At 70.2% G+C, this 24,393-nt stretch carries 16 protein-coding genes; 10 read left to right on the forward strand and 6 right to left on the reverse strand.

Translation table 11 applies throughout. The features are described 5' to 3' along the window. The first annotated feature begins 142 nt into the window (after positions 1 to 142). Entirely contained in the window at positions 143 to 430 is a 288-nt protein-coding gene (locus tag ACI6GS_RS17015; protein WP_439814649.1) for a DUF1330 domain-containing protein, read from the forward strand. 45 nt (positions 431 to 475) lie between these two features. Here ACI6GS_RS17015 and ACI6GS_RS17020 read toward each other — a convergent pair whose 3' ends face one another. Beyond that, positions 476 to 1,711 carry a DNA recombination protein RmuC gene (locus tag ACI6GS_RS17020; protein ID WP_439814650.1) on the reverse strand — a complete coding sequence of 412 codons (1,236 nt, stop codon included), beginning with the start codon at positions 1,709 to 1,711 and terminating at the stop codon, positions 476 to 478. 90 nt (positions 1,712 to 1,801) lie between these two features. Between ACI6GS_RS17020 and ACI6GS_RS17025 the strand changes: the two genes are divergently transcribed. Then, complete coding sequence (locus ACI6GS_RS17025; protein ID WP_439814651.1) at positions 1,802 to 2,926, forward strand: CaiB/BaiF CoA transferase family protein; 1,125 nt, start codon at positions 1,802 to 1,804, stop codon at positions 2,924 to 2,926. Between the two features lie 4 nt (positions 2,927 to 2,930). Here ACI6GS_RS17025 and ACI6GS_RS17030 read toward each other — a convergent pair whose 3' ends face one another. Both ACI6GS_RS17030 and hmpA read right to left on the reverse strand, forming a co-directional pair. Next, positions 2,931 to 4,037 (reverse strand): HPP family protein, encoded by a 1,107-nt coding sequence (locus ACI6GS_RS17030; protein WP_439814652.1) that lies wholly within the window; start codon positions 4,035 to 4,037, stop codon positions 2,931 to 2,933. A 98-nt stretch (positions 4,038 to 4,135) separates the two neighbouring features. After that, positions 4,136 to 5,350, reverse strand: a complete 1,215-nt coding sequence (gene hmpA / locus ACI6GS_RS17035) for an NO-inducible flavohemoprotein (protein WP_439814653.1) — start codon at positions 5,348 to 5,350, stop codon at positions 4,136 to 4,138. Between the two features lie 153 nt (positions 5,351 to 5,503). Here hmpA and ACI6GS_RS17040 point away from each other — a divergent pair, with 153 nt between their 5' ends. Further along, positions 5,504 to 5,944 (forward strand): Rrf2 family transcriptional regulator, encoded by a 441-nt coding sequence (locus tag ACI6GS_RS17040; RefSeq protein ID WP_439814654.1) that lies wholly within the window; start codon positions 5,504 to 5,506, stop codon positions 5,942 to 5,944. 3 nt (positions 5,945 to 5,947) lie between these two features. Here ACI6GS_RS17040 and ACI6GS_RS17045 read toward each other — a convergent pair whose 3' ends face one another. The 3 genes from ACI6GS_RS17045 to ACI6GS_RS17055 all read right to left on the reverse strand — a co-directional run bounded on the left by ACI6GS_RS17045 (position 5,948) and on the right by ACI6GS_RS17055 (position 12,782). Then, a complete protein-coding gene (locus ACI6GS_RS17045; RefSeq protein WP_439814655.1) occupies positions 5,948 to 8,164 on the reverse strand; it encodes a mechanosensitive ion channel domain-containing protein in 2,217 nt (738 codons plus the stop codon). A gap of 355 nt (positions 8,165 to 8,519) precedes the next feature. Next, the gene (locus ACI6GS_RS17050) at positions 8,520 to 11,945 is read right to left on the reverse strand and encodes a carboxyl transferase domain-containing protein (protein WP_439814656.1); all 3,426 of its coding nucleotides are present in this window, start codon (positions 11,943 to 11,945) and stop codon (positions 8,520 to 8,522) included. Positions 11,946 to 12,014: 69 nt separating this feature from the next. Next, positions 12,015 to 12,782: an HpcH/HpaI aldolase family protein gene (locus ACI6GS_RS17055; protein ID WP_439814657.1), complete on the reverse strand. Its 768-nt coding sequence runs from the start codon at positions 12,780 to 12,782 to the stop codon at positions 12,015 to 12,017. Positions 12,783 to 12,937: 155 nt separating this feature from the next. Between ACI6GS_RS17055 and ACI6GS_RS17060 the strand changes: the two genes are divergently transcribed. Genes ACI6GS_RS17060 through ACI6GS_RS17090 form a run of 7 tightly spaced genes read left to right on the forward strand, consistent with a single transcriptional unit; the run spans position 12,938 to position 24,371 of the window. Then, positions 12,938 to 13,483, forward strand: coding sequence for a chemotaxis protein CheW (locus tag ACI6GS_RS17060; protein WP_439814658.1), 546 nt, complete (start codon positions 12,938 to 12,940; stop codon positions 13,481 to 13,483). Then, positions 13,480 to 14,847 carry a CheR family methyltransferase gene (locus ACI6GS_RS17065; protein ID WP_439814659.1) on the forward strand — a complete coding sequence of 456 codons (1,368 nt, stop codon included), beginning with the start codon at positions 13,480 to 13,482 and terminating at the stop codon, positions 14,845 to 14,847. Before ACI6GS_RS17060 ends, ACI6GS_RS17065 begins: the two co-directional genes overlap by 4 nt. Further along, entirely contained in the window at positions 14,837 to 15,448 is a 612-nt protein-coding gene (locus ACI6GS_RS17070) for a chemotaxis protein CheW (protein WP_439814660.1), read from the forward strand. Before ACI6GS_RS17065 ends, ACI6GS_RS17070 begins: the two co-directional genes overlap by 11 nt. Positions 15,449 to 15,489: 41 nt before the next feature. Beyond that, a complete protein-coding gene (locus tag ACI6GS_RS17075; RefSeq protein ID WP_439814661.1) occupies positions 15,490 to 17,619 on the forward strand; it encodes a methyl-accepting chemotaxis protein in 2,130 nt (709 codons plus the stop codon). 31 nt (positions 17,620 to 17,650) lie between these two features. Continuing rightward, positions 17,651 to 19,831 carry a hybrid sensor histidine kinase/response regulator gene (locus ACI6GS_RS17080; protein WP_439814662.1) on the forward strand — a complete coding sequence of 727 codons (2,181 nt, stop codon included), beginning with the start codon at positions 17,651 to 17,653 and terminating at the stop codon, positions 19,829 to 19,831. Between the two features lie 2 nt (positions 19,832 to 19,833). After that, positions 19,834 to 20,874 (forward strand): chemotaxis protein CheB, encoded by a 1,041-nt coding sequence (locus ACI6GS_RS17085; protein WP_439814663.1) that lies wholly within the window; start codon positions 19,834 to 19,836, stop codon positions 20,872 to 20,874. Beyond that, the gene (locus ACI6GS_RS17090) at positions 20,871 to 24,371 is read left to right on the forward strand and encodes a response regulator (protein WP_439814664.1); all 3,501 of its coding nucleotides are present in this window, start codon (positions 20,871 to 20,873) and stop codon (positions 24,369 to 24,371) included. Before ACI6GS_RS17085 ends, ACI6GS_RS17090 begins: the two co-directional genes overlap by 4 nt. The last annotated feature ends 22 nt before the right edge of the window (positions 24,372 to 24,393 follow it).

Below are 24,393 nucleotides of genomic sequence, written 5' to 3' on the forward strand. Positions count from 1 at the left end.
AAACGTTGTTTTTGACGCTGGACAGCGCGCATCGCCCCCCCTATCCCCATGGCGGCGCGTGGGGCGGCCAGGACCGGCCGCCCGCGCCGCCAGCCGACCGCCCGGGGGTGATCCGGGCCGGGGAACCACAAGGGGAGCATTCATGAGCGCCTATGTCGTGTTCATCAAGGACCGCGTCCGCGATGCGGAAGAGTTCGCCACCTATGGCAAGAAGGCCGGCGCCTCCATGGCCGGACACACCGTGAAGCCGCTGTCGGTCTACGGCAAGTGCGAGACCCTGGAAGGCCCGCCCATCGAGGGTTCGGTCATCGTCGAATTCCCGAGCATCGAGGCGGCCAAGGCCTGGTACAACAGCCCCGCCTACACCGATGCGCGCAAGCACCGCTTCCTGGGCGCCGACTACCGCGTCTTCATCACCGAAGGCCTCTGATCCGGCCGGGCCCGTCTTCCCGTCACGGGGACGGGCCCGCTACACTCAGGCGGGATCGGTCGGCTCGTCCTCGTCGATCATCTCGTCGATCAGGCCCAGGGCCACGGGTTCGCTGGCCTCGAGCACTTCGACCTCGCGCAGCTTGCGCGTCACCGCGCGGGTGCGCTTGCCGGCCTCGTCCACCGTGCGGCGGGCGGTGTCGAGCTGCTTGCCCAGCTTCTCCCAGACCTGGCCGTACTTCTCGAACTCCGCCTTGGCCGCACCCAGGACCTTCCACACCTCGCTTGAGCGCTTCTCGATCGCGAGCGTACGGAAGCCCATCTGCAGGCTGGTCAGCAGGGCGCCCAGCGTCGTCGGCCCCTGGACCATGATGCGGTGCCGGCTCTGCAGGTCCTGCGCAAGCCCGGGCCGGCGGATCACTTCGGCAAACAGGCCCTCGGTCGGCAGGTAAAGGATCGCGAAGTCCGTCGAGTGCGGTGGGTGGATGTACTTCTCGCCGATCGTCTTCGCCTGCAGCCTGACCGCGCGCTCCAGGGCAAGCCCCGCCTTCTCGACCGCGTCCGCGATGCCTGTTTCCTGTGCCGCCAGCAGCCGGTCATAGTCCTCGTGCGGGAACTTGGCGTCGATGGGCAGGAAGACCGGATCGTCGCCATTGCGTCCGGGCAGGCGAATGGCGAATTCCACCACCTCTCCCGCCCCCGGCACGATGCGGACGTTCGTCGCGTACTGCTCGGGCGTCAGCATGTCCTCCAGCAGGGCGCCAAGCTGCACCTCGCCCCACGAGCCGCGGCTCTTGACGTTGCTCAGCACGCGCTTCAGGTCGCCAACGCCGGTCGCCAGCGTCTGCATTTCGCCCAGGCCCTTGTGCACCTGCTCCAGACGGTCGCTGACCAGCGCAAAGGACTCGCCCAGGCGCTTTTCCAGCGTGCCCTGCAGCTTCTCGTCCACGGTCGCCCGCATCTGCTCCAGCTTTTCCGCATTCTCCGTGCGCAGGCGGTCCAGGTTATCGGCCATGGTGGCGCGCAACTGGTCCTGGCGTTCGTCCAGCCGGGCGCGGCCCTGTTCGGCTTCACGGCGCAGAGCCTCCAACTGGCCCAGGATCGCCCGGTCCAGGCTTGCCGCCCGCGCCTCCAGCGCCTGGGCCTGGGCGGTCAGGCTGCCGAGCGCCAGGTCCAGGCCCGGCGGCACCGCCATCGGCTGCGCCTGACGCAGCAGGATCGCCAGGCAAAGCCCCGCCACAATGAGGAGAGCGACCAGCACGGCCGCAAGCATCGGATCCATCCGTCCTCCCTGGCGATTCGTGTGAACCGCAGTTGACTATGGCGCTGCCGGTGCTGGAAACAGGGACCCACAACAAGGGAGGAACGACGCATGGGTCCGCTGTCCGGCGTGAAGGTGATTGAGATTGCAGGCATCGGGCCCGGCCCGTTCTGCGCCATGATACTGGCCGACATGGGGGCCGATGTGCTGCGCATCGACCGCGCCGGCGCCAAGGGCTCGCGCCTCGACCTGCTCAACCGCGGCAAACGCTCGATGAGTGCCGACCTCAAGAACCCCGCGGCAATCGAGACGGTGCTGAAGCTGATCGAGAAGGCCGACGTGCTGACCGAGGGCTTCCGCCCCGGCGTGATGGAGCGGCTGGGCCTGGGGCCCGACGTCTGCCTCGCCCGCAATCCGAAGCTGGTGTACGGCCGCATGACGGGCTTTGGCCAGACGGGTCCGATGGCCAAGGCAGCGGGCCACGACATCAACTACATCGCCATGGCCGGCATGCTGCACATGATCGGCAACCGCGGGGGAAAGCCGGTGCCGCCGGTCAACTTCGTGGGCGACTTCGGCGGCGGCGGCATGATGCTGGCCTTTGGCATTGCCTGCGCCCTGCTGGAGGCGAAGGCCAGCGGCAAGGGCCAGGTCGTCGATGCCGCCATGGTCGACGGGGCCGCGGTGCTGGGCACCTTTGCCTATGGCGCGCACAAGGCGGGCACGTGGAAGGACGAGCGCGGCGCCAACGTGATCGACTCGGGCGCGCATTTCTACGACACCTACGAGACGAAGGATGGCCGCTACATCTCGATCGGCTCGATCGAGCCGCAGTTCTACGAGGAGCTGATCCGCCTCGCCAACCTGGACCGCGAAACCTACAAGCCGCAGATGGACCGCGCCCAGTGGCCGGTGCTGAAGGAGAAGATCGCCGCCGTCTTCAAGGAAAAGACCCGCGACGAATGGTGCGCGATCATGGAGAACTCGGACGTCTGCTTCGCGCCCGTGCTCTCGCCGTTCGAGGCGCCGAACCATCCCCATAACGTGCACCGCGGCACCTTCATCGAGGTCGACGGCGTGGTCCAGCCGGGCCCGGCCCCGCGCTTCAGCCGCACGACGCCCGAGGTGCGCGGCCCCGCCCCCCTGCCCGGCGAGCACACCGACGCGGCACTGGGCGAATGGGGCTTCAGCGCGGACGAGGTGGCCAGGCTGAAAGCCTCCGGCGCCATCGCCTGATGGGTCAGGGCGGGGCGCCTGTCCCGTCCGATCCCCCTGCGGCGACGCGCTCGGCGACATAGCCGCGCCACAGGGCGGCGATCAGGTCGGTCTGCGTGATCATGCCGGCCAGCCGTCCGTCCGCTTCCACCACCAGGGCCACATGGTGGACGCCGTTGGAGAGCAGCGGCAGCAGTTCGTCCACCGGCGTCCGGGGCGTGGTGCGGCAGGTGGCCGGCGCCATCACCGTTTCCACCCGGCGTCCCATGCCGGCCAGCAGCTCCGCATGGCTGACCAGGCCGAGCAGTCGGCCATCGTCGTCGACGACCGGCATGGCCGCCAGCCGGTGCTCCAGCATGCGGTCGCGCGCGTGGCCCACGCCTTCGTCGGCGCGGGCCACGATCAGGTCGCGCGACATGATCGCGGCACAGCGGATCTCGCCCTGCAGGCGGCGATGGGCGCGTGCCTCCACCTGGCGGAACACCGCGTCCAGGTCCTCGCGCGAGACGTCCAGCAACTCGTCATAGCGGGCCAGCACGGCGTCGATGTCGGCGGCCGTGTAGCCGATGCGGTCCTGCGGGGCGGGATCGGCGGTGCCGTGCGGATTGGCCGGCACCGCGGCCACGCGATGGGGATAGCGATGCCCGGTCGCGTTGTTGACGGCCCACGCCATCGCCAGAAGCACAGCGGAGTTGAGGCCGACCGGCGCCAGCGCGAAGCTCCAGCCGGCATGGCTGACGGTGGCCCCGCCAATGACGCAGGTCAGGGCAACCGCCCCGCCCGGCGGATGCAGGCAACGCGCCAGGCGCATCACCAGGATCGCCAGGCCGACCGCCGGTCCCGCCGCCAGCAGCGGATCGGGGATCAGCTTGGCGCAGGCAATGCCCGCGAAGGCCGACAGGACATTGCCGCCGATCACCGACCAGGGCTGCGCCAGCGGACTGGCCGGCACCGCGAAGAGCAGCACGGCCGAGGCCCCCATCGGCGCCACCAGGATCGGCAGGCTTTCCATGGAGCCGAGCGCCACCCAGCCCAGCAGGGCGGTGACCAGAATGCCGGCGACGGCGCCCAGGGCAGGCCGGCCGTGGTCCAGGCGCCGCAGCGCCTGGCGCGCGAAGGATGCATCGCTCAAGGAGAAGGACCCGCTGCATACGCTGTTCAGGGGGCGGCAGGCTAGCCGGAACGGGACCGGCCGCCCATCGCCATCGTGACCGTCGCCATTGCCTGTCGTCAGGCGGCCAGAACCTCGTCCGCGGGGCCGAAGAACTCATAGTGGATCCGGTCGGACGACACGCCCGCACGGGCCAGCGCCGGCACCATGGCCCGCAGGAAGGGGCGCGGACCGCACAGGAAGTAGTCCGCCTCCGCCACCGGCGTCTGCTCTGCCAGCCACGCGCCCCCGATCAGGCCGGCATGATCGTAGTCGCGTCCGGCGACATCCTGCGGGGCCGGCACCTGGTAGAAGGTCGTGACCCGCGCCGTGGCGCCATGGCGGGCGGCCAGGCCCCTCACCTCCTCCCCCAGTGCGTGGCTGGCGCCGTCCAGCGTGCCGTGGACGAAGTGCACCGCCGCCCCCGGATGATGCTCGACCAGGGCGTGCAGCATGGCGACCATCGGCGTCAGGCCGACGCCCCCGGACAGCAGGACGATGGGCCGCTGCGGCGCCTCGGGCAGGACGAAGTCGCCAGATGGCGGCGCCACCTTCAGGACCGTGCCGACCGTCGCCGTGTCATGCAGCCAGGTCGACGCGACGCCGCGCTCCTCCCGCTTCACGCTGATGCGGTAGGTCCGACCGTCATGCCCCCCGGAAATCGAGTAGGTGCGCTTGACCGGCGGCTGGCCCGGGACGTCCAGCCACAGGGTCAGGTACTGGCCCGGACGCGCACGCAGCACGGGACCATTGTCGACGGGGCGCAGCACGAACGAGGTGATAACGGCGCTTTCCCGCGTGATCCGCTCGATCGCGAACGGACGCCAGCCGCGCCAGCCGCCCTCCGCCTCCGCCAGCTCCCGATAGAGCGCGCGTTCGCGCCCGATCAGCACATCGGCCAGCACCTGGTAGGCCCTGCCCCACGCCGCCAGGATGTCGGGTGTCGCGGCAGGTCCCAGCACATGGGCGATGGCACCCAGCAGCGCCTCCCCGACAAAGGCATAGTGGGCGGGCTGGATCTGGGCCCCGACATGCTTCTGGGCGATCCGCTCCACCGCGGGCAGCAGGGCGGCCAGATTGTCGATGTTCGCGGCATAGGCCAGGACCGCGGCGGCCAGCGCCTTCTGCTGCGGGCTCTCGCCGGCCTGATGCGACTGGTTGAACAGGGCGCGGATCTCCGCGTTGCAGAACAGCCGGGCGTACATCTCCCGCACGATGTCAGCGCCGTGCGCCTGCAGGGCCGGAACGGTTGCCTTGACGAGGGCGATCGTGGACGCGTCGAGATTCTGTGCCATCGGGATCATCCGGGTTGGAGACTGTGGGCCGGCCTGCGCGAGGCCAGTAATCATGCATGTGCAATGCATCTATCCCGTCGCCTTGAAAGATGCAACGGCAATGCATATTATGTCGCACAGAGGCTGCCCCCTCGGCCCCCTTGGGAACCCGCCATGCGCCTGACCCTGTTCACGGACTATGCGCTGCGTGTGCTGCTGTACCTGGGCACGCACCAGGATCGCCTGTGCTCGATCGCCGAGGTGGCGCGGGCCTATGCCATTTCGCAGAACCACCTGATGAAGGTCGTCAACGACCTGGCCCGCAACGGCTATGTCGAGAGCGTGCGTGGGCGGGCGGGCGGCATCCGGCTGGGCCGCGCGCCGGCGACGATCAACATCGGCGCGCTGGTCCGCCACACGGAGGACAGTTTCGACCTGGTCGATTGCGGATCCTGCGTGGCCGCCCCGGCCTGCGGCCTGACGGGCATGTTCCGCGAGGCCCTGGCCGCTTTCCTGGCCGTGCTGGACCGCTACACGCTGGCCGACCTGATGACGCGACGCGGCGACCTGGCCGCCCTCTTCATCCTGCCCGAGGCGGCGCCTCAGCCACCCTGAGCCTCAGCCACCCTGAGCCTCAGGCGGCCCTGGCAAGCGGAGGTTGAGCGGCGGCGCTCGGCCGGCCTTGTCCTCGCCCATGTAGAGGGTGATGTGGGGGAACGGTATCTCGATCCCCCGGCGATCGAAGACGTCCTTTATGAGTTCGTTGAAGGTGCGGCCGATGCCCCACTGCTTGCCGGCCACGGTCTTGATCCGCGCCCGCACGGTCACGGCCGAGTCGCCCAGTGCGGTCACCCCCTGGATGTCGAGCGGCTCCAGGATATTGTCCTTCGCGTCCGTCGCCATCAGCAGGTCGAAGGCCTCCCGCATTGCATCCTTCACCTCGGCGATGTTCTCGCGATAGGCGACCCCGATCTCGGCCACATGATAGGAAAAGCCCTTCATCATGTTGGACACCAGGCCCACCGACGAGAACGGCACAAGGTGCACGGTGCCGTCGAGCGAGCGGATCGAGACGGAGCGGATGGTCAGGCGCTCGACCACCCCGGACTTGCCCCCGGCTTCGACCACGTCGCCTTCGTTCATCACGTTCTCAAGCTGGATGAACACGCCGGTGATGATGTCCTCGACGAACTTCTGGGCGCCGAAGCCGATCGCCAGGCCCAGCACGCCGGCACCGGCCAGTAATGGCCCGATATTGATGCCCAGCTGCGCCAGGGCCAGCATGATGACGAACACCGCCAAGACGACGGTGAAGGCATTGCGCCCCAGGGCCAGCAAGGTCTTTTCCCGCGCTGTTGGCACCGTCCCGAAATTGGGGTTCAGGCGGTACTCGACCCACGATGACATGACCAGGTAAAGGACATACCCGACGAGCAGGATCAGCCCAGCACTGATCACGGCATAGATCACCTGGCGCCCCGCCTCGCTGGCCAGCCAGGCCTGCATGTCGACCAGGCCCCAGACATGGGCGATCGCGACAACCACCGCGATCAGGACCAGGGTGCGGATCACCTGCATCACGCGCGGCACCACCGCCAGCAGTCGTGCCTCAAGCAGCGGCAGTCGCTCGCGGGTGCTGGCCGGCAGGCGGACACCGGCCCGCATTGCGCGCGAGATCAGGGTGATGGCCAGCGCGCCGATGGCGACCGCCAGGACCGACTGGGCCGAAGCCGCCAGCATGAAGGGCAGCGCGCCGGCCGGATTGGCCAGCCAGACGACCAGGATCGCCAGCAGATAGGCGATGGCCACGACATGCCAATAGGTGCCAAGAAAGGCCAGTGCGCGGGACAGCGGGTCGCTTCGGCCGTGCCCGGCGCGGGACTGCATAGCCTTGCGCACCGGCTCGCGATTGCGCAGGACCAGGACGATGGCCAGGATCGTCGCGGCGATCATTGCAGTGGCCCGCAGCGCCTGGGCCGTGGCGGGCCCGACATGCCCCGCCACCACGGGCGCCGCAAACATGAACGTGTAGCCCACTAGGCCGATCAGGCGGGCGCCCCAGAAGTACCAATAGGCGGCCGTCGTGTCGGACATGGGTGGCAGCCGCAGGGCCAGTTCCCGCGGCGACAGCAGCACGCGGAGCGCGACCTTGACCAGTTCGACAACCAGGAACGCATTCAGCAGCAAGGCGTGGTCGATGCTCATGACACCGACCGGTCCGGTCAGCAGGTACAGCGAGACGCCATAGCCCGCCACCCAGGCAAGCACGATACCGGCGACATCCAGCGTCAGCGCGCCGATGATGCCAATGGCCAGCACCACGACACCCCGTCCTTGGGCGTGGCGTCCCAGGGCGTGCCGGGCAACGCGCACCACGCGGCCCAGCATCAGCCGCGCCAGGAGCAAGGCCAGGGCAAGGCCGGCCAGGTTGGCCAGCCCCAACGCCACCGGGTCCAGGCCCGCCGCCTGGGCCCGTTGCAGGGCGGCACGCCCTTCGCCCGCGATCGTGCCCACGGCCCCGATGGCCGCGGCGCCGCTTTCGGCGACGGTGCGGGTATAGTCCGCGATCTGACGCGCGACGGTCGGCTCGACCTCGTCCCTGGTGGCCTGCGGCACCGGGGCGGCGCCGTCTCCGGCCCGCAGGCGGGCCAGAAGCTCCGCCCGCGCGCCCTCGTCCTCCAGCACGCGGATCAACTCGTCGACGGCGGTGCTCCGCGCGGCAGCGTTCTCGCTGGCAGCGTTCTCGGCCTGGGCGGGCTGGAGTCCCGGAACCTGCGCTGCGGCGGGGGTGACGAGGATCGCCACAAGGATCAGGACTCGGGCGACGAAATGCATGGGCGAACGGCTCTCGGTCTGGGACAGGCTCCGGGATGAAGAGCCAAAGCATGTCCGACCGATCCGTCAGATCAACCCTTGCGGCCAGAATTGCTGTGCATACGGCCATGCGCGCAACCTTTGGCCAATCCCCGCATTTACGCCCGGTTGACCTTCAGGCTTGGTGGATCTGACGTGCAGAATTTCCTGTCACGCGCTTTCCTCATGCCGTCTGCGGGAGAGCAGACAGCACCGCTCATCCCCGCCTTCGCAGGGATGAGCGGATGGACGCAAGCGCGTGAACTGGGCTGCGCGACGAAAGCGTCGAGCAGGCCCGGAAGCCTGGGGCCGCGCGGCCGCTGCTAGCCCTCTTCCCTCACGGCCGGAAGCCCTGCGCGCGGGGAACCAGGCGGCTTGGCTGGCTGACGATGCGGTAGGCGTTCTCGGCCCAGTCGCAGATCAGGGGCCGGCTGTCGCGGGGATCGATCATCTCCTCCATCTGGAAGCGGTTGAGCGGGCCGACGGGGCCGCGCGCGCTTTCGATCCGGGCATTGATCTCGGCCCGCAGGGCGGCCGGGTCCGCCGCCTCGGCCAGCTGGCGCTTGTAGGCGGCCTCGATCCCGCCTTCCGGCGGAATGCCGCCCACGTCGGCGGAGGGCCAGGCGACGCGAACGCTGGCGCCGGCCTTGGGCGTCGCGAAGTTGTTGCCGGCAACCCCGAAGCTGCGCCGCATGATGATGGTGAAGATCGGCACCTCGACCTGCGCAAAGGCGATCATCCACTCCCCGCCCTTGCGGATGGTCGCGGCGATCTCGTGCTCCAGGCCCACGGCGAACCCCGGATTGTCGATCAGGTTCAACACGGGGATGTGGAACAGGTCGCACAGGTCCAGGTGGCGGCGCAGCTTGTCACAGCCGTCGGCCGTCAGCGCGCCGCCATTGGCATGCCGGCTGTCGGACGCGATCACGCCCAGCGGATAGCCGTTGAACCGGACGAAGCCTGTCACCTGGTCTGTGCCCCAGTGCGGCCCGATCTCGAAGAACGACCCCCTGTCCGCCATCAGGCGGATGGCCCGACGGATGTCGAACGTTTGGGTCCGCTTGCGCGGGACCAGCGTGAACAGCTCCTCCTCCCGCCGGTCGGCCGGGTCGGCCAGGTCGGGCGCCAGGACCGGCGGTGCCTCCCACGCGCTGGACGGCAGGTAGGACAGGAAGCGGCGGCCTTGGGCGAAGGCGTCCTCCTCGCTCTCGGCCAGGTTGTCCACGGCGCCGTTGCGGCAATGGATGTGCCAGCCGCCCAGGTCCTCCTTGGTAATGTCGTATCCCATGGCGTGGCTGACGACCGGGGGCCCGGCCACGAACAGCTGGGCGATGTCGCGCACCATGACCGAGAAATGGCCCAGCACTGCCTTGGCGGCGCCGATGCCGACGACACTGCCGAGCAGCAGGTTGACGACCGGCACCTCGCCCAGCTGGCGGGCATACATGGAACTGCCCAGGTGGCCGGGTAGGAACGAGCCGCCGCTGCCGGCGACCCGGGGGCGCCCGGCCTTGATGGCGCCCTCGCTCTCCTGCGCCGTGCTCTCGCCCGATTTCTGCTGCTTGGGCACCATGGCGGCGACGCTGCCGCCGCCGGACGAGCCGTCGAGCAGGCGCAGCGAGGGACAGCGCAGGTCCAGCGACAGGCGGTCCAGGTACTGGCTCTTTTCCCCGATGGCGCCATCGGCGTGGCCCCCGCGCGAAGTGAAGTCGTCGGCGCAGACGACGGCCTGTCGCCCGGCCAGCCGGCCCCAGCCGCCGACATGGTTGGCCGGCGTGAAGTCCGCGATGCGCCCGTCCTCGTCATAGGAGGCAAAGCCGGTCAGGCTGCCCACCTCGCGGAAGGTGCCGGGGTCCAGGACCAGGTCGATGCGTTCGCGGCAGGTCAGCTTGCCCCGGTTGCGCTGGCGGATCACGCCGGGGTCCCGGGTTTCCGGCCCGAAGCGCGCATGGGCGATGGCGCGCAGGGCGTTCACCTCGGCCAGCAATGGCGCCCAGCTGTCGGCGCCGTATTCCCGCGTGGCAGCGCCAGTCGCCGCCGTCGCGTCCGGCCGCAGCAGCGCGACCACCTGGCCGGCGGCGATGCTGGCGCCCGGCTCCAGCGCCTGAAGCTCGACCACGGTGCCGGCCACATGGGCAGTGACGGCCGTCTCCATCTTCATCGCGCTGACGATCATCACGGGGTCGCCTGCCTGGACCGCTTCCCCTTCCCGCACCAGCACCTCGACCACCGCGCCCGCCATGGGGGCCTCGACACCCTCCAGCCCCTCGGTCACCGTCAGGCCGCCGGCTGCGACTGGCCCCGTGGGCGCTGCGAACGTGGCGCCACGACCGCCGCTCAGGCTGGCGGCCTGCTGCTCCAGCAGGGCCAGAGGCGGCGCCTTCTGCTGCACCCCGGCGGGGGGCAGCGACAGCTCAGGCCGCTCCGCCAGCAGCGTGGTGCGCGCGTCGCCGGCCCGGACCGACGGTTCGGCCAGGATCGCGCGCAGCTGCGCCAGGTTGGTGGGCACGCCGCCGACATGGAACTCGTCCAGCGCACGCATGGCCCGGTCCAGCGCCGAATGGAGCGTCGCGATCGAATTCGACTGCACGATCAGCTTGGCGAACATCGGGTCGAACTGCGGCGGCGGGGTCAGGCCAAGATAGCCGCAGGAATCGACCCGGATGCCGGGCCCGGCGGGCTCGCGATAGCTGACCAGGGTGCCCGAGCCCTGGGCCACGATGCGCGCCTGCACGGCAAAGCCGCGCGGCTCACGCACGGCGGCCTGCTCGCCCAGGCCAAGCTCGGCCAGGGTGGCGCCCGCGGCGATGCGGAACTGCGCCTCCACCAGGTCGATGCCCGTCACCTGCTCGGTGATCGTGTGCTCGACCTGGATGCGGGGATTGCACTCGATGAAGTAGTGGGTGCCCTCTTCCGGGCTCACCAGGAACTCGACGGTACCGGCATTCACATAGGCCGCCTCCCGCGCGAGGCGCACGGCATCGTCGAGGATGCGCTGGCGCAGGCCGGGCTCAAGGCCCGGCGCCGGGGCGATCTCGACGACCTTCTGGTTGCGCTGCTGGACCGAGCAGTCCCGCTCGTACAGGTGAACGATGCCGCCCTGCGCATCGGCCAGGATCTGCACCTCGACATGACGCGGCCGGCGAACCAGCTTCTCCAGGAAGACGCTGCCGTCGCCGAATGCCGCCTCCGCCTCGCTGCGACAGCGGGCAAAGGCGGCGTCCATGTCCTCGGGCCGCTCGACCGCGCGCATGCCACGGCCGCCGCCGCCGGCCGCCGCCTTCATCATCACGGGATAGCCCAGGCGGGCGGCCACCTCCTGCGCCTGGGCCACGCTTGTAACGGGACCGTCGCTGCCGGGCACGACGGGAATGCCCAGGCGGGCGGCCAAGTCGCGGGCGCTCGTCTTGTCGCCGAACAGGCTCAGCGTTTCGGGCCGTGGGCCGATGAAGGCGATCCCGGCATCGGCGCAGGCCCGGGCAAAGGCCGCATTCTCAGACAGGAAGCCATAGCCGGGATGCACGCTGTCGCAGCCGGCATCCTGGGCGATCCTGACCAGGGCGGGCACGTCGAGATAGGCGCGCACCGGATCGGTGGGCGTGCCGCCCGGCAGTTCGCGCGCCTGGGTCGCGATCCGCGTGTGCAGGCCCAGGGCATCGGCAGGTGCGAAGACGGCCACCGTCTCGACCCCCAGGCCGCTGGCGGCCCGGGCGATCCGGATCGCGATCTCGCCCCGGTTGGCAATCAGCGTGCGCTTGAACACGTGCGTCCTCTCCCTTGTCTTGTGCTCCCGGGTCGACGCCCAGGTTTGTCCGATCTGTACACTGTTCGATCAACCAGGCGGTAGGGCAGCCTTCACGCTGGCCAGGTCGGCCTGCAGCCCGACCATCATGGCGCGCAGGTCGTGGGCGACGTTGATGACCTGGAACCCCTGCTCTGCCCGGCGCGCTGCGATCCCGACGTGGGAAAAGACGGCGGCCGGCTTGCCGGCGCGACGACAGGCGGCAACGACGCGCGCCATGGCGTCGTCGAAGGCCGGTTCCCCGTCATTGTCGCGGGGCGGCAGGCCCAGGGCGACGGACAGGTCGGCAGGGCCGACGAACACCGCGTCCACCCCCGGCACGGCCAGGATCTCGTCCACGCTGGTCAGGGCGGAAGCCGTCTCGATCATCGGGATCACCGCCACGCGGTCGTTGGCGGTCGCCGGATAGCCGGGCCCATCGCGCAGGATCGGCCGCATCGGCCCGAAGCTGCGCCGCCCGGCCGGGGGATACAGGCTGGCATCCACCGCGGCCTTGGCGTCGGCCGGTGTCTGGATCATGGGCACGATGATGCCAAGCGCGCCCGCGTCCAGGACCCGGCCGATGATGCCGGGCTCGTTCCACGGCACGCGCACGATCGCGGGCACGTTGGCCAGGTCGCAGGCCCGCACCATCGCGCAGACGCTGGCGAAGTCGGGCAGGCCATGCTGCATGTCCAGGCATACCCAGTCGAAGCCGCTGCGGGCGACGACCTCCGCGGCCAGGGCGCTCTCCAGCATGCACCAGCCGCCGAGCAGCGGGCGCCCCTCGGCAAAGCGTGACTTCAGGTCGGCGATCATCGGCTCCTCCCGCTCTTCTTGTCTGGCGCGTGATTGAGCCCGCTGGCCACCGGCCTGTCGACCCTGGTCGGTGTGAACTGTCTTGCGGATCAGCAAATTGCTGGCTGTGTCCGGGCACGGAATGTTGATACTGGTGGGACGGGGGATCGCATCGCATGGCACAGGACATCGGCATCGCTGCGGCCACGCCTGAACCGGCTCCGGTCCAGGCGGCGCGCCCGGACGATGGTCCGCTGCTGGCGCTGCTGTTCCGCCTGGGCGAGCTTCGCCTGGGCCTGCCGGTCGGTTCTGTCGAGACCGTCGTGCCCGCCCCCCGCCCCGCCGCCCTGCCCCAGGCGCCGGCTGTCGTGGCGGGCCTTGTCGACGTCCATGGTGCCGTCCTGCCCTGCCTGGACCTGCGCCGCCGGGTAGACGGCGCAGCGACCGCGATCGGCGCGGAGACGCGCCTGATTCTGGCCCGGACGGTGGCGCGGCGCGTGGCAATCCTGGCCGACAGCGTGCAGGGGGTAGAGGTGCTGCCCGCGCGCGGCGCCATGGCCCTTGTGCCGCTGGCACCGGGCGCCGGCCTGCTCCGCGCGGCCGCGATACCAGGCGACGGCATCGTCCTGCTCCACGATGTGGAGGCCCTGCTGAGCGCTGCCGAGGAGACACAGCTGGCGGCGGCACTCGCGGCCCTGGCCAACCACACGGCAGAGCCATGACCCCGCCCGCCGCAGACCCCCTGGCGGAATTGCGGGCCGTGGTCGCCCGGCGCCTGGGGCTGGAGGTGACGGAGGCCCAGGGCGACCGTCTCCGCCTTGCCCTTGCGGCGGCGGAAGCAGCGACCGGCCTGCCGCCGGGCCAGGTTGCGGCCGGCCTGCTTCACCGCCATTGGGGCGAACCCGCATGGCAGGCGGCGATCAGCGAACTGACGGTGCAGGAAACCTGTTTCATGCGGCACCGGCCCTGGCTGGACCGCATTGCCCAGGTCGTGCGCGCCCAAATCGCCCCGCGAGGCGAACGAACCTTGCGCGTCTGGAGCGCCGCCTGCGCCACGGGAGAGGAGGCGTGGTCCCTGGCCATGCTGGGCCGCCAGGTTGTTGACGACACGGGTGGCGGCACGGTCGACGTCACGGCGACCGATCTCAGCACCCGCGCACTGGCTGCCGCCCGTAAGGGTTGCTATGGCGCGTGGACCATGCGCGACCTGCTGCCCGTCGAACGCGCGCGCTGGTTCCGTCCCGATGGCCGGCGCTGGCAGGTGGGGCCGGACCTGCGCGCCATGGTCCGCTTCGCCCCCTTCAACCTGGCCCAGCCCGAGGATCCGCACGCGCCGTTCCCGCGGGGGCCGTTCGACCTGATCGTGTGCCGCAACGTGCTGATGTACCTGACACCGGCGGCGCGCACGCTCGCCATCCGGCACCTGCTGGCGGCGCTGGCGCCGGGCGGCATCCTGGCCGTCAGCCCGGCCGAGGCGGTGGCCGCATGGTACCGCCCCCTGACCCCGTTGAGCTTCCCCGAAGCGATCCTGTTCCAGCGGGACGTGGCCGCCCCGATCCCGGCCGCCCCGCCCGCCGCGGCCGTCCAGCCGCCCGTGGCGCCTGTGGCGCCCGGTCCTGTGGTGTCCCGGCCGATTGCCGCAAGGCCATCCGCCAGCCCTCCGCCCGACCTGCAAGCGATCCGCGCCCTGGGTGATCAGGGCATGCTGGACGCCGCGCGCCTGGCGCTGGCCCCACTTGCGGCAGGCGACAACCTGGATGCAAACCTGCTTCTGGCGATGATCTGCAGCGAGGCGGGCGCGCTGGACGAAGGGATGGCGGCGGCACGCCGGGCCGTCTACCTGGCGCCGGGATCGGCCGCCGCGCAATTCGCGCAGGGGCTGCTGCAGGCCCGGCGGGGTGCCACGACGCGGGCGCGCCGCAACCTGGACGGCGTCCTGGCCCTGCTTGAGGGCGAGGCGGACGAGACGATGCTCTGCGCCGTCCTGGACCTGGATGCGGGCACGATCCGGCAGGCCGCGCGCCGCCTGCTGAATGAACTGGCGGGTGATGACCGTGGGGCCGGGATGGCTACCGATGCCGCCTGACCCCCCTGCCCGGCAGGTGCTGGACTGGGCCGGTGCGAAGGCCCGGCTGGACGCGATCGAGGCGGCGATCGAAGGCAGCGCCGCCCCCACCAGTACGGCGCTGGATGCGATGCTCGAAGCCCGGGCGCGGGACCTGGCGCGACCGGTCCCGGGCGCGTCGACACGCCCCTCGATCGACCTGGTCGCGTTCCACCTGGGGCAGGATCGCTTGGGCATCGCCGCCGGCCTGGCCCTGGCCGTGGTGGAACTGACTGGCCTGACACCGGTGCCGGGTCTGCCCCCGCACTATCCCGGCATCGTCCTGCACCGCGGCTCGGTCTATCCCGTGCTGGACCTGGGCCTGCTGTTCCGCCGGCCGCGCGTGGCCGGGGCCCCGCGCCCGGCCTATGGCATCCTGGTGCGCCAGGCAGGCTCTGCCCTGGCGCTGGCAGCGGATGCCATTGCGGGGATCGAGCGGGTGGACGCCGGGGATTTCGCGCCTGCAACGGATGCGGGTATCTGGCAGCATCTGGTCGACGGTGTGGTGCAAGGCGGAACGCTCGTCCTGGATGTCCACCGACTGTTGGCCGATCCGCGCCTTGTCGTTCATGATAAGCAGTAAGTGACCCTGTTAAATTCCTGATAAAAAAGAGAAAGCAAGACATGGCGCTGGTGGCGACACGACGCATGAGCATCGGCCGGGCGGTGCTGATCGGCGCGGTGGCGACGGCCCTGCTGCCGGCCCTGGTCCTGGGCGTCGGGCTGACGATGGAGGCCCGCGCCCTGATGGTGCGCGAACTGCTGGAGCGCAACCTGACGGCGGCGCGCGGCCTTGCCGGCTATCTCGACATGACGGTGACCGACCACCGGCAGGCACTGGCCGTGCTGGCCAGCCGAATCGCCCGGATGCCGCCGGACAACGCCTTCGCGATCGACCAGGAACTGGACGACGTCCACGACGCATTCCCGCTGTTCGCGCGCGTCTCGCTGACCAATGCCGCGGGCGTAGTGGTCCAGGCCGCGCCGGAGGTGATCGACAACAGCCCGACGGTCATCGGTGTCGATCTCAGCGACCGCAGCTTCATCCGCGCGGCGGTCGAAACCCGTCGTGCCGTGGTCGACCACGAAGTGGTGATCAGCCGGACCACGGGCCAGGCCCAATTCGTCATCGCGGCGCCGGTGATCAGCGCCGACGGCGTGCTGCGCGGCGTCCTGACCGGCGCGATCAGCCTGACCAACACCAAGACGGTGGTCGACGCACAGGATTTTGGTCGGACAGGCCGTACCACCGTCGCCACCCAGACTGGAACGCCCATTGCCCAGGACGACCGGGACCCCAGCCTGGCCGGCATCAACTACAGCCGGCTGTCGATCTGGCCCAGCCTGACCGCAGCGGACCGCGGGGAGATTGCGTCCTATCGCGACCATGCGGGGGAAGAGCGGCTGGCCAGCTTTGCCACCGTCGACGCCACGGGGTGGAAGGTCTGGTCCAGCGTCACGATGGCGGAGGTGGACGAGATGATCGCCGACACCTACCGCTCGATCCTGCTGTGGGTGCTCGGGGCGATCGGCCTGGCGCTGGTGATGGCGATCCTGTTCGGACGCGCGGTGGCGCGACCCCTGCGCGCCCTGGAGGCGACGGCATTCCGCCTGGCGGACGGTCAGCTTGACGAGCGCGCGGCCGAGGACGGGTTCCAGGAACTGGCCCGTGTGGCCCAGGCATTGAATGTCCTGGCCGGCAATCTTCAGAAGACGCTTGAGGATGAACGTACGGCACGGCAGGCCCTCAGCAGCGGCGTCAGCGACTACAGCGCCCTGGCCGAGCGGGTCGCGGCGGGCGACCTGTCCGTGCGTGTGAACGCCGAGGGCCGCGGCGACCTGGGCCGTCTGGGCCTGGCCCTGAACACGATGACGGAGTCGCTTGGCCGCCTTGTGTCGGAGATCCAGGGCGCCGTCTCGCGCCTCGCCTCCGCGAGCGCGGAGATCCTGGCGTCGACAAGCCAGCAGGTTTCGGCAACGGCGGAGGAGGCAAGCGCCGTTCGCCAGACGGCCGCGACCGTGTTCGAGGTCCGCCGCACGGCCGAGACGGCGGCGCGCAGCACCCGGCACGTCACGGAACTGGCGCAGCGGGCCGAGAGCATCGTGGCAACCGGCCGGCAGTCCGTCAGCGAAAGCATCGCCGGCAGTGTCGACGCCAAGGAGCGGATGGAGACGCTGGCCGAGCGCATCCTGGCCCTGAGCGAGCAGACCCAGGCAATTGCCGAGATCAATGCCGTGGTCGGCGAACTGGCGGAGAAATCCAACCTGCTGGCCGTCAATGCCGGGATCGAGGCGGCCAAGGCAGGCGAGGCCGGACGCGGCTTTTCGGTCGTCGCCATGGAGGTCAAGGATCTGGCCAACCGGTCCAAGGAGGCGACGAGCCAGGTCCGCCGCATCCTGCTGGCCATCCAGAAATCGGCCCAGGCCGCGGTGATGGCGGCAGAGCAGGGTGTGAAGGTCGCAGGCGGCGGCGCCAACCTGGCCCGCCAGTCCGGCGACGCGATCGCCGCCCTGGCCGACAGCGTCATCCAGGCGTCCCAGGCGGCGCAGCAGATCTCAGCCTCTGCCTCGCAGCAGGAAGCGGGCATGGAGCAGATCTCGCTCGCCATGCGCAATATCGAGCAGTCCTCGGCGCAGACGGCGGCGGCGACCAAGCAGGTGGAGCAGACGGCGCGCGACCTGGACACCCTGGCGCAGACCCTGTCCGAGCTGGTCCGCAACATGCTGACCGACCGCGCCGGGCGGCGGGGCTGAGCGCCGCCAACGCATACGCGGACACCCACCCATGGTTGCTCGCCAGGCCGAATTGCGGCGGCGTCTCCTGGCCATGTTCGTGGTGGAGGCGGCCGGTCACCTGCGCACGATCGACGCCGACCTCGATGCGCTGGAGGACGCGACACGGTCGGACGGAAGCGATGCGGAGCGGCTGGAATCGCTGTTCCGGGCGATCCACACGCTGAAGGGGGCCGCGCGCTCGGTCGGCATTGGCCCGGTCGAGGAGATCTGCCAGCGGGGCGAGACGCTGCTGAGCAACCTGCGGCGGGGCAGTACCGTTCTGGACGGCTCCGTCGTGCGGACGTTGCGCGACCTGGGCGACGCGGTCGCCCACGCCGTGGCCGCCTCGCGCCAGGCCGGCCAGGAGCCAGAGGGCGCGCCTGTGGCCGACGCCCAGACCGCGCCGATGCCCCCGCCGGCACCCCCGCCGGATGCCGCCCCGTCTGCCCCCCCGCCGCCGGCCCAGCCGGTCGACGACCGGGCGTCCGTGGCGAGCGAGCCGCTCCGCATCGACGGCGCCAAGCTGGAGGCGCTGAGCCATGTGGCGGAGGAGTTGCTGCTGCCCCGCCTGGCCGTTTCCGATCGGCGGCGGGAGGCCCAGGCCCTGTCCCAGGCGGTCAGTGCCCTGCGCGCGCGCCTGACCCCAGATGTCCGCAGCCCTGCGGAGCGGGCGCTGGAAGCCGACCTGCGCGAGGTCGAGCAGGCGGCGCGCCGGCTGTCCCAGTCGCTGGCGGGGGACCATGTCGCGCTGGAGACGCTGGTGGGCGACCTTGCGCTGGCGGTGCGCGACATCCGCATGACGCCGGTCGCCGACCTTCTGGCCCTGTTCGGTCCGATGATCCGCGACCTGTCGCGGGAGACAGGCCGGGCAGTCGAGTGGCAGCCCAGCGGCGGCGACCTGCTGATCGATCGCCGGGTGATGGACGCGTTGCGCGGGCCGCTGATCCACCTGGTCCGCAATGCCGTCGACCATGGGATTGAAGCGCCGGCGGAGCGCGAGGCACAGGGCAAGCCGGCAATGGGGCGCGTCACCATGAACGTCGCGCAAGGGGAGCGCGGTCGCATCGCGATCACCATTGCCGACGATGGACGCGGCTTCGACACGGAGGCACTGCGCGATGCCGCGGTGCGCGCCCGCGCGTTGAGCGTGGAGGAGGCAGCGGCCCTGGACGAGGAGGCGCTGCGCCGCGTTGCCTTTGTCTCGGGCGTCAGCACCAGCCCCGTCATCTCGCGGATCTCCGGCCACGGCCTGGGCCTGGCCATCGTGCGCGAGCAGGTCGAGCGGATCGACGGCACGGTCGCGGTCGACAGCCGCAGGCGTCGTGGCACGACGATCCGGATCGAGGTGCCGGCCTCGATCAGCACCTATCATGGCCTGCTGGTGGAGGTGGACGGGCAACTCCTGCTCTGCCCCCGCGACGCCCTGGAGCGGACCGTGGGCGTGCCGCGCGCGGCGGTGGCGGAGACCCTGGCGCGTGGCCTGCTTGTCCATGGCGGCTGGAGCCTGCCGGTGGCGCCTTTGGGCGACCTGCTGGGCCTGCCCCCCGCAGCCATGCCCGAGGACGCCGAGGCGCCCAGCCTGGTTCCGGCGATCGTCGTCCGCTCGGGCGAGCGTCGCGGCGTGCTCCTGGTCGACCGCGTCCATGGCGAGGCGGAGGTGGTGGTGAAGGAATTCCCCTCCCCCATCCGGCGCCTGGGCGGGATCCTGGCGGTCGGCCTGCTGGGCACGGGGCAGTTGGCGCTGATCCTTCGCGTGGCCGACCTGCTGGCTGCCTGGCACGCACCGCGACGTCAGGCGCACACACAAACAAAGCGCAATGCGACGGACCCCTTGCGTATTCTGGTTGTCGATGATTCCCTGACGACCCGCGCCATGGAGCGGAACCTGTTCGAAACGGCGGGGTACTCCGTCAGGCTGGCCTTTGACGGGCTCGATGCCTGGGAAATCCTGCAGACCGAGGGGATCGACCTGGTGGTGTCCGACATCGACATGCCGCGCATGGACGGCTTTGCCCTGACGGAGCGGATCCGCGCCGATGCGCGCCTGTCCGACCTGCCGGTGGTCCTGGTGACCGCCCTGGAGTCGCGCGAGGACAAGGAGCGCGGCATCCGCGTCGGCGCCAGCGCCTATGTCCTCAAGTCGGGGTTCGACCAGTCGAACCTGCTCGACATCGTCGCCCGCCTGATCTGACCATGATCCGCATCCTGCTCGTCGAGGACAGTCCCCTGCAGCGTGCCGTGCTGGCCGACATCCTGGGCCATGCCGGCGACATGCTCGTGGTGGGCGAGGCGGCAGACGGGCTGGAGGCCGTGCGCGAGGCGGAGCGCCTGCGGCCGGACCTGATCCTGATGGACTTCCACATGCCGGGCCTGGACGGTGCCGGCGCCACCCGCCGGATCATGGAGGAATGCCCGACCCCCATCGTGATCTGCAGCGCAACCCTGGTGCCGGGCGACCTGGAGCCCGGGTTCGAGGCGCTGCGCCGCGGCGCGCTGGCGGTGGTGCAGAAGCCGGTGGCACCGCACGTCCCGGGTTTCGACAGCCTGGCCGGGTCCCTGGTGCGGACCGTGCGCCTGATGTCGGAGGTGAAGGTCGTCCGGCGTTGGCCGGAACGCAGTGCCGGCGCCCATCCGGCAGGCGAGGCCATCCTCCGCCGACGCCGCATCATCGCCATCGGCGGCTCGACCGGGGCGCCCGGCGTGATCGCGGAAATCCTGGGCAGCCTGGCGCCGGCGCTGAGCATCCCTGTACTGGTCGTGCAGCACATGTCCAACGGCTTCATCGATGGCTTCGCGCGCTGGCTGGGCGAGACGGCGCGCCTGCCGGTCAGCATCGCCGACCAGGGCGTGCGGGTTCAGGGCGGCCATGTCTACCTGGCGCCTGACGACCGTCACCTGGGGATCGCCGCCGACGGCACGCTGCGCCTGGCCGACGACCCGCCGGAGCATGGGTTCAGGCCCTCTGTCTCGTACCTGTTGCGATCCGTTGCGTCGGCCTATGGCGCACAGGCGATCGGCGTCGTGCTGAGCGGCATGGGCACCGACGGGGCCGAGGGCCTGGCCATGGTGCGGCGCCAGGGTGGCCTGACGATGGTGCAGGATTCGGCCTCCAGCGTGGTCTTTGGCATGCCGGGCGAGGCGATCCGGCGGAATGCCGCGATCCATGTGCTGAATCCTGCGGCGCTGGCGGATACGATCTCAGCCGTGCTGCCGGTCAAGGAGACCACACGATGAGTTTCAACCCTGCGATCCCGCGGCCTGGCCACCCGCCGGCCCGCGTGCTGATCGCGGAGGACAGCCCGACCCAGGCGGCCCAGCTCACCTTCTACCTGGAGAGCAACGGCATCGAGGTGATCGCCGCGCGCGATGGAGAGGAGGGCCTGGCCCTCGCTGCCAGCAGCAGGCCCGACCTTGTGATCAGCGACATCGTCATGCCCGGCATGGACGGCTATGCCCTGTGTCGTGCGATCAAGCGGACTGCCGGCCTGGCGGATGTGCCCGTGATCCTGGTCACCGCGCTGTCCAGCCCGCACGACGTGTTCAAGGGGCTGGATGCCGGCGCCGACAACTTCATCGTCAAGCCCTATGACGAAGACCTGCTGCTGTCGCGGGTCAACTACCTGCTCAACAACCGCACGCTGCGCAAGCTCGGCAAGCTGCAGGTCGGCGTCGAGATCGAGCTGTCGGGCCAGCGGCACTTCATCACGGCGGAGCGGCAGCAGATCCTGGACCTGCTGATCTCGACCTATGAACAGGCTGTCCGCCTCTATGACTCGCTGGAGGAGCGGCAGCGCGAGCTGTCCCATTCCTACGAGACGCTGAACGCCCTCTATGACATGGCGGAAGGGCTGAATGCCTGCCGCACCCTGGCCGAAGTAGGCCAGACGGTGATCGAGCGGACCTTGCGCCTGCCCGGCCTGACACATGGCTGGATGCACCTGTACGAGGGCGGCAGCTTCCGCCTGGTGGCTTCGGATGGCCAATCCGACGACGATGCGGCACTGGCGCAGTGCCAGGCGCGGTTGCGTGACGGCGCCCTGGGCCAAGCGACCCGCATCGGCAGCGGCCAGGCGACGCGCATCGCCATTCCCTTGTTGGCGCGTGGCCAGGCCATCGGCCTGCTGACCCTGGTGCCGGACGATCCGGACGTGCTCACGGACGAGGTGCTGCGCACCCTGTCGGGCGTCGGCAGCCAGGTCACGGTCGCCACGGAACGCGCGCTGCTGCACGAGGAGCTGGAGCGCAAGGTGGTCGAGCGCACCGCCGACCTGCAACTGGAAGTGGCCGAACGCCGCCTGGCCGAGCGTGCCGCACGACGCGCCGAGGGGCGCCTGCTGGAAGCCATCGAATCGCTGAGCGACGGCTTCGTCCTGTTCGACCGGGAAGACCGCGTCCAGTTCACCAACCGCCCCTATCGCGAACGCTATCCGACGATCAACGACGTCCGGAACGAGGGCCGTCCCTTTGCCGAGCTGATCGGCGAGTCGGCTGTGAACTGGCCGGGCGGGGACGAGCCCGCCATTGCCGAGCGCTTCCGTCAGAGCCGGCTGGAGCAGCACGCCCGCGCCGACGGACGGCCCAGCGTGTTGCAGTTCGGACCGCACTGGCTGCGCATCACTGAGCGGCGCACGCGCGACGGGGACATTGTCGGCGTCCATACCGACGTGACCGAGCTGAAGGAAGTCCAGCAGGCGCTGGCCATCCACGCCCAGGAGCAGGAGGCGGTGGCCGCCCTGGGCCGGCTTGCCCTGGGCGGCGTGGCGCTGCAGGACCTGGCGGCCCAGGCGGTGAGCCTTGTGGTCGAGACCCTGGGGATCGACTGGGCGGCTGTCCTGGAGATGGCCGCCGACGGGCAGGCCATGACCTGCCTCGCCTCACATGACTGGCCGCTGATCGCAGCCGGGACGGAAGTTCCGGTGCGCGGCCTGGGCACGCTGTGGGACCAGGCCCAGCGCGAACGCGTCGCGCTGGTGCTGGAGCAGGACGGGGGCGCCCATGGCCGCGCGACGCAGGCCTATCTGCAGGAGAACGGCATCGCCTCTGCCGTGCTGGTGGCGATCCAGGGGACCCTCCAGCCGTTCGGCCTGCTGGCGGTGGGGGCCGCCCGTGTCCGCGCGTTCAGCAGCGACGACCTCAACTTCCTGGAAGCGGTGGCCAATGTGCTGGGCACCGCGGCGGCACGCCTGAAACAGGACGAGACGCTGCGCCAGGCCAACGAGATGATTTCCGCCATCCTGGACGCATCGCCCAATGCCATCGTGACGGTCGACGCCGCCCTGTCGGTGCTGAGCTGGAACCGGACGGCGGAGCGCCTGTTCGGCATTGCCGCGACAGATGCGCTTGGCCGGCCGATGCCGATCGCCCCGGCGGAGCAGCGCGTGGCACTGGCCGCCCTGGTCGACGACCTGCGTGCAGGCAGCCCGGCCGAGCCGATCGAGCTGCGCCTGGATCGTCCTGCGGACAAGGGCGCCATCCTGAAGATCGCGGGCCATGCCCGCTTCGCGCAGGACGGCACGTTCCGCGACACCGTCCTGACGATCGAGGACGTGACCGAGCAACGCCAGATCGCGGAACAGCTGCGCCATTCGCAAAAGCTTGAGGCGATCGGCGAGCTGACCGGCGGCATCGCCCACGATTTCAACAACATCATGACGATCGTGATCGGCAATATCGACCTGCTGGCCGACCAGATCGACGAAGCGCACCCGGGCCGCAGCCTGGCGCAGGACGCATTGCAGGCGGGCCTGCGCGGCGCCGAACTGACACGCCAGCTGCTGGCCTTTGCCCGGCGGCAGACGCTGCAGCCCGAAGTCACCAACGTGAACCACCTGATCCGCAGCCTGATCCGCATGCTGGAACGGACGCTGGGCGGCAATATCCGAATTCGGCTGATCGAGGACGCAGGGACCTGGCCCGTCCTGATCGATCCGGCGCAGCTGGAATCCGCCATCATCAACCTGGCCATCAATGCCCGCGATGCCATGCCGGAGGGCGGGACACTTGCCATCGGCACACGCAATCAGGTCGTGGACGATGTCTATGCCGCGATCCGGCCCACGCTGGAGCCGGGCGACTACATCATGATCCACGTCACCGACACGGGGTCGGGCATCCCGCCCGACCTGATCGGCCGCATCTTCGAGCCGTTCTTCACCACCAAGGAAACGAACAAGGGCACGGGCCTGGGCCTCGCCATGGTCTATGGCTTCCTGAAGCAGTCGGGTGGCCATGCCTCTGTCTATAGCGAGGTCGGCGTCGGGACGACGTTCAACCTCTATCTGCCGCGCGCGCATCAGGTGGACATTGCGGACGCAGTGCCGGACGCGGGAACGACCAGCACCCCCCATGCGCGCGACGAGCGGATCCTGGTGGTGGAGGACGATGCCGCCGTCCGCACGACGGCCGAGAAGCAGATCCGTTCGCTGGGCTATGCGGTGGAGGCGGTGGAGTCGGGGGCCCTGGCGCTGGAGCGGCTGCAGGAGGACGCACGGTTCGACCTTGTCCTGTCCGACGTGATGATGCCGGGAGGGGTCGACGGCCCTGCATTGGCCCGGGCCATCGCCGCGCGCTGGCCCCATATCCGCGTCCTGCTCACCTCCGGCTTTCCCGGCAGCGCGATCCAGGAGTTCGCCGACACCGACAGGTTGCAGCTGCTGGCCAAACCCTATCGCCGCGCCGACCTGGCACGCGCGCTCCAGGACCTGCTCGACCAGCCCATCACCGCCAGCTGACCGATCGCAAAAACACCGTCGG

The organism is Zavarzinia sp. CC-PAN008 (assembly GCF_051903925.1).
Lineage (GTDB): Bacteria > Pseudomonadota > Alphaproteobacteria > Zavarziniales > Zavarziniaceae.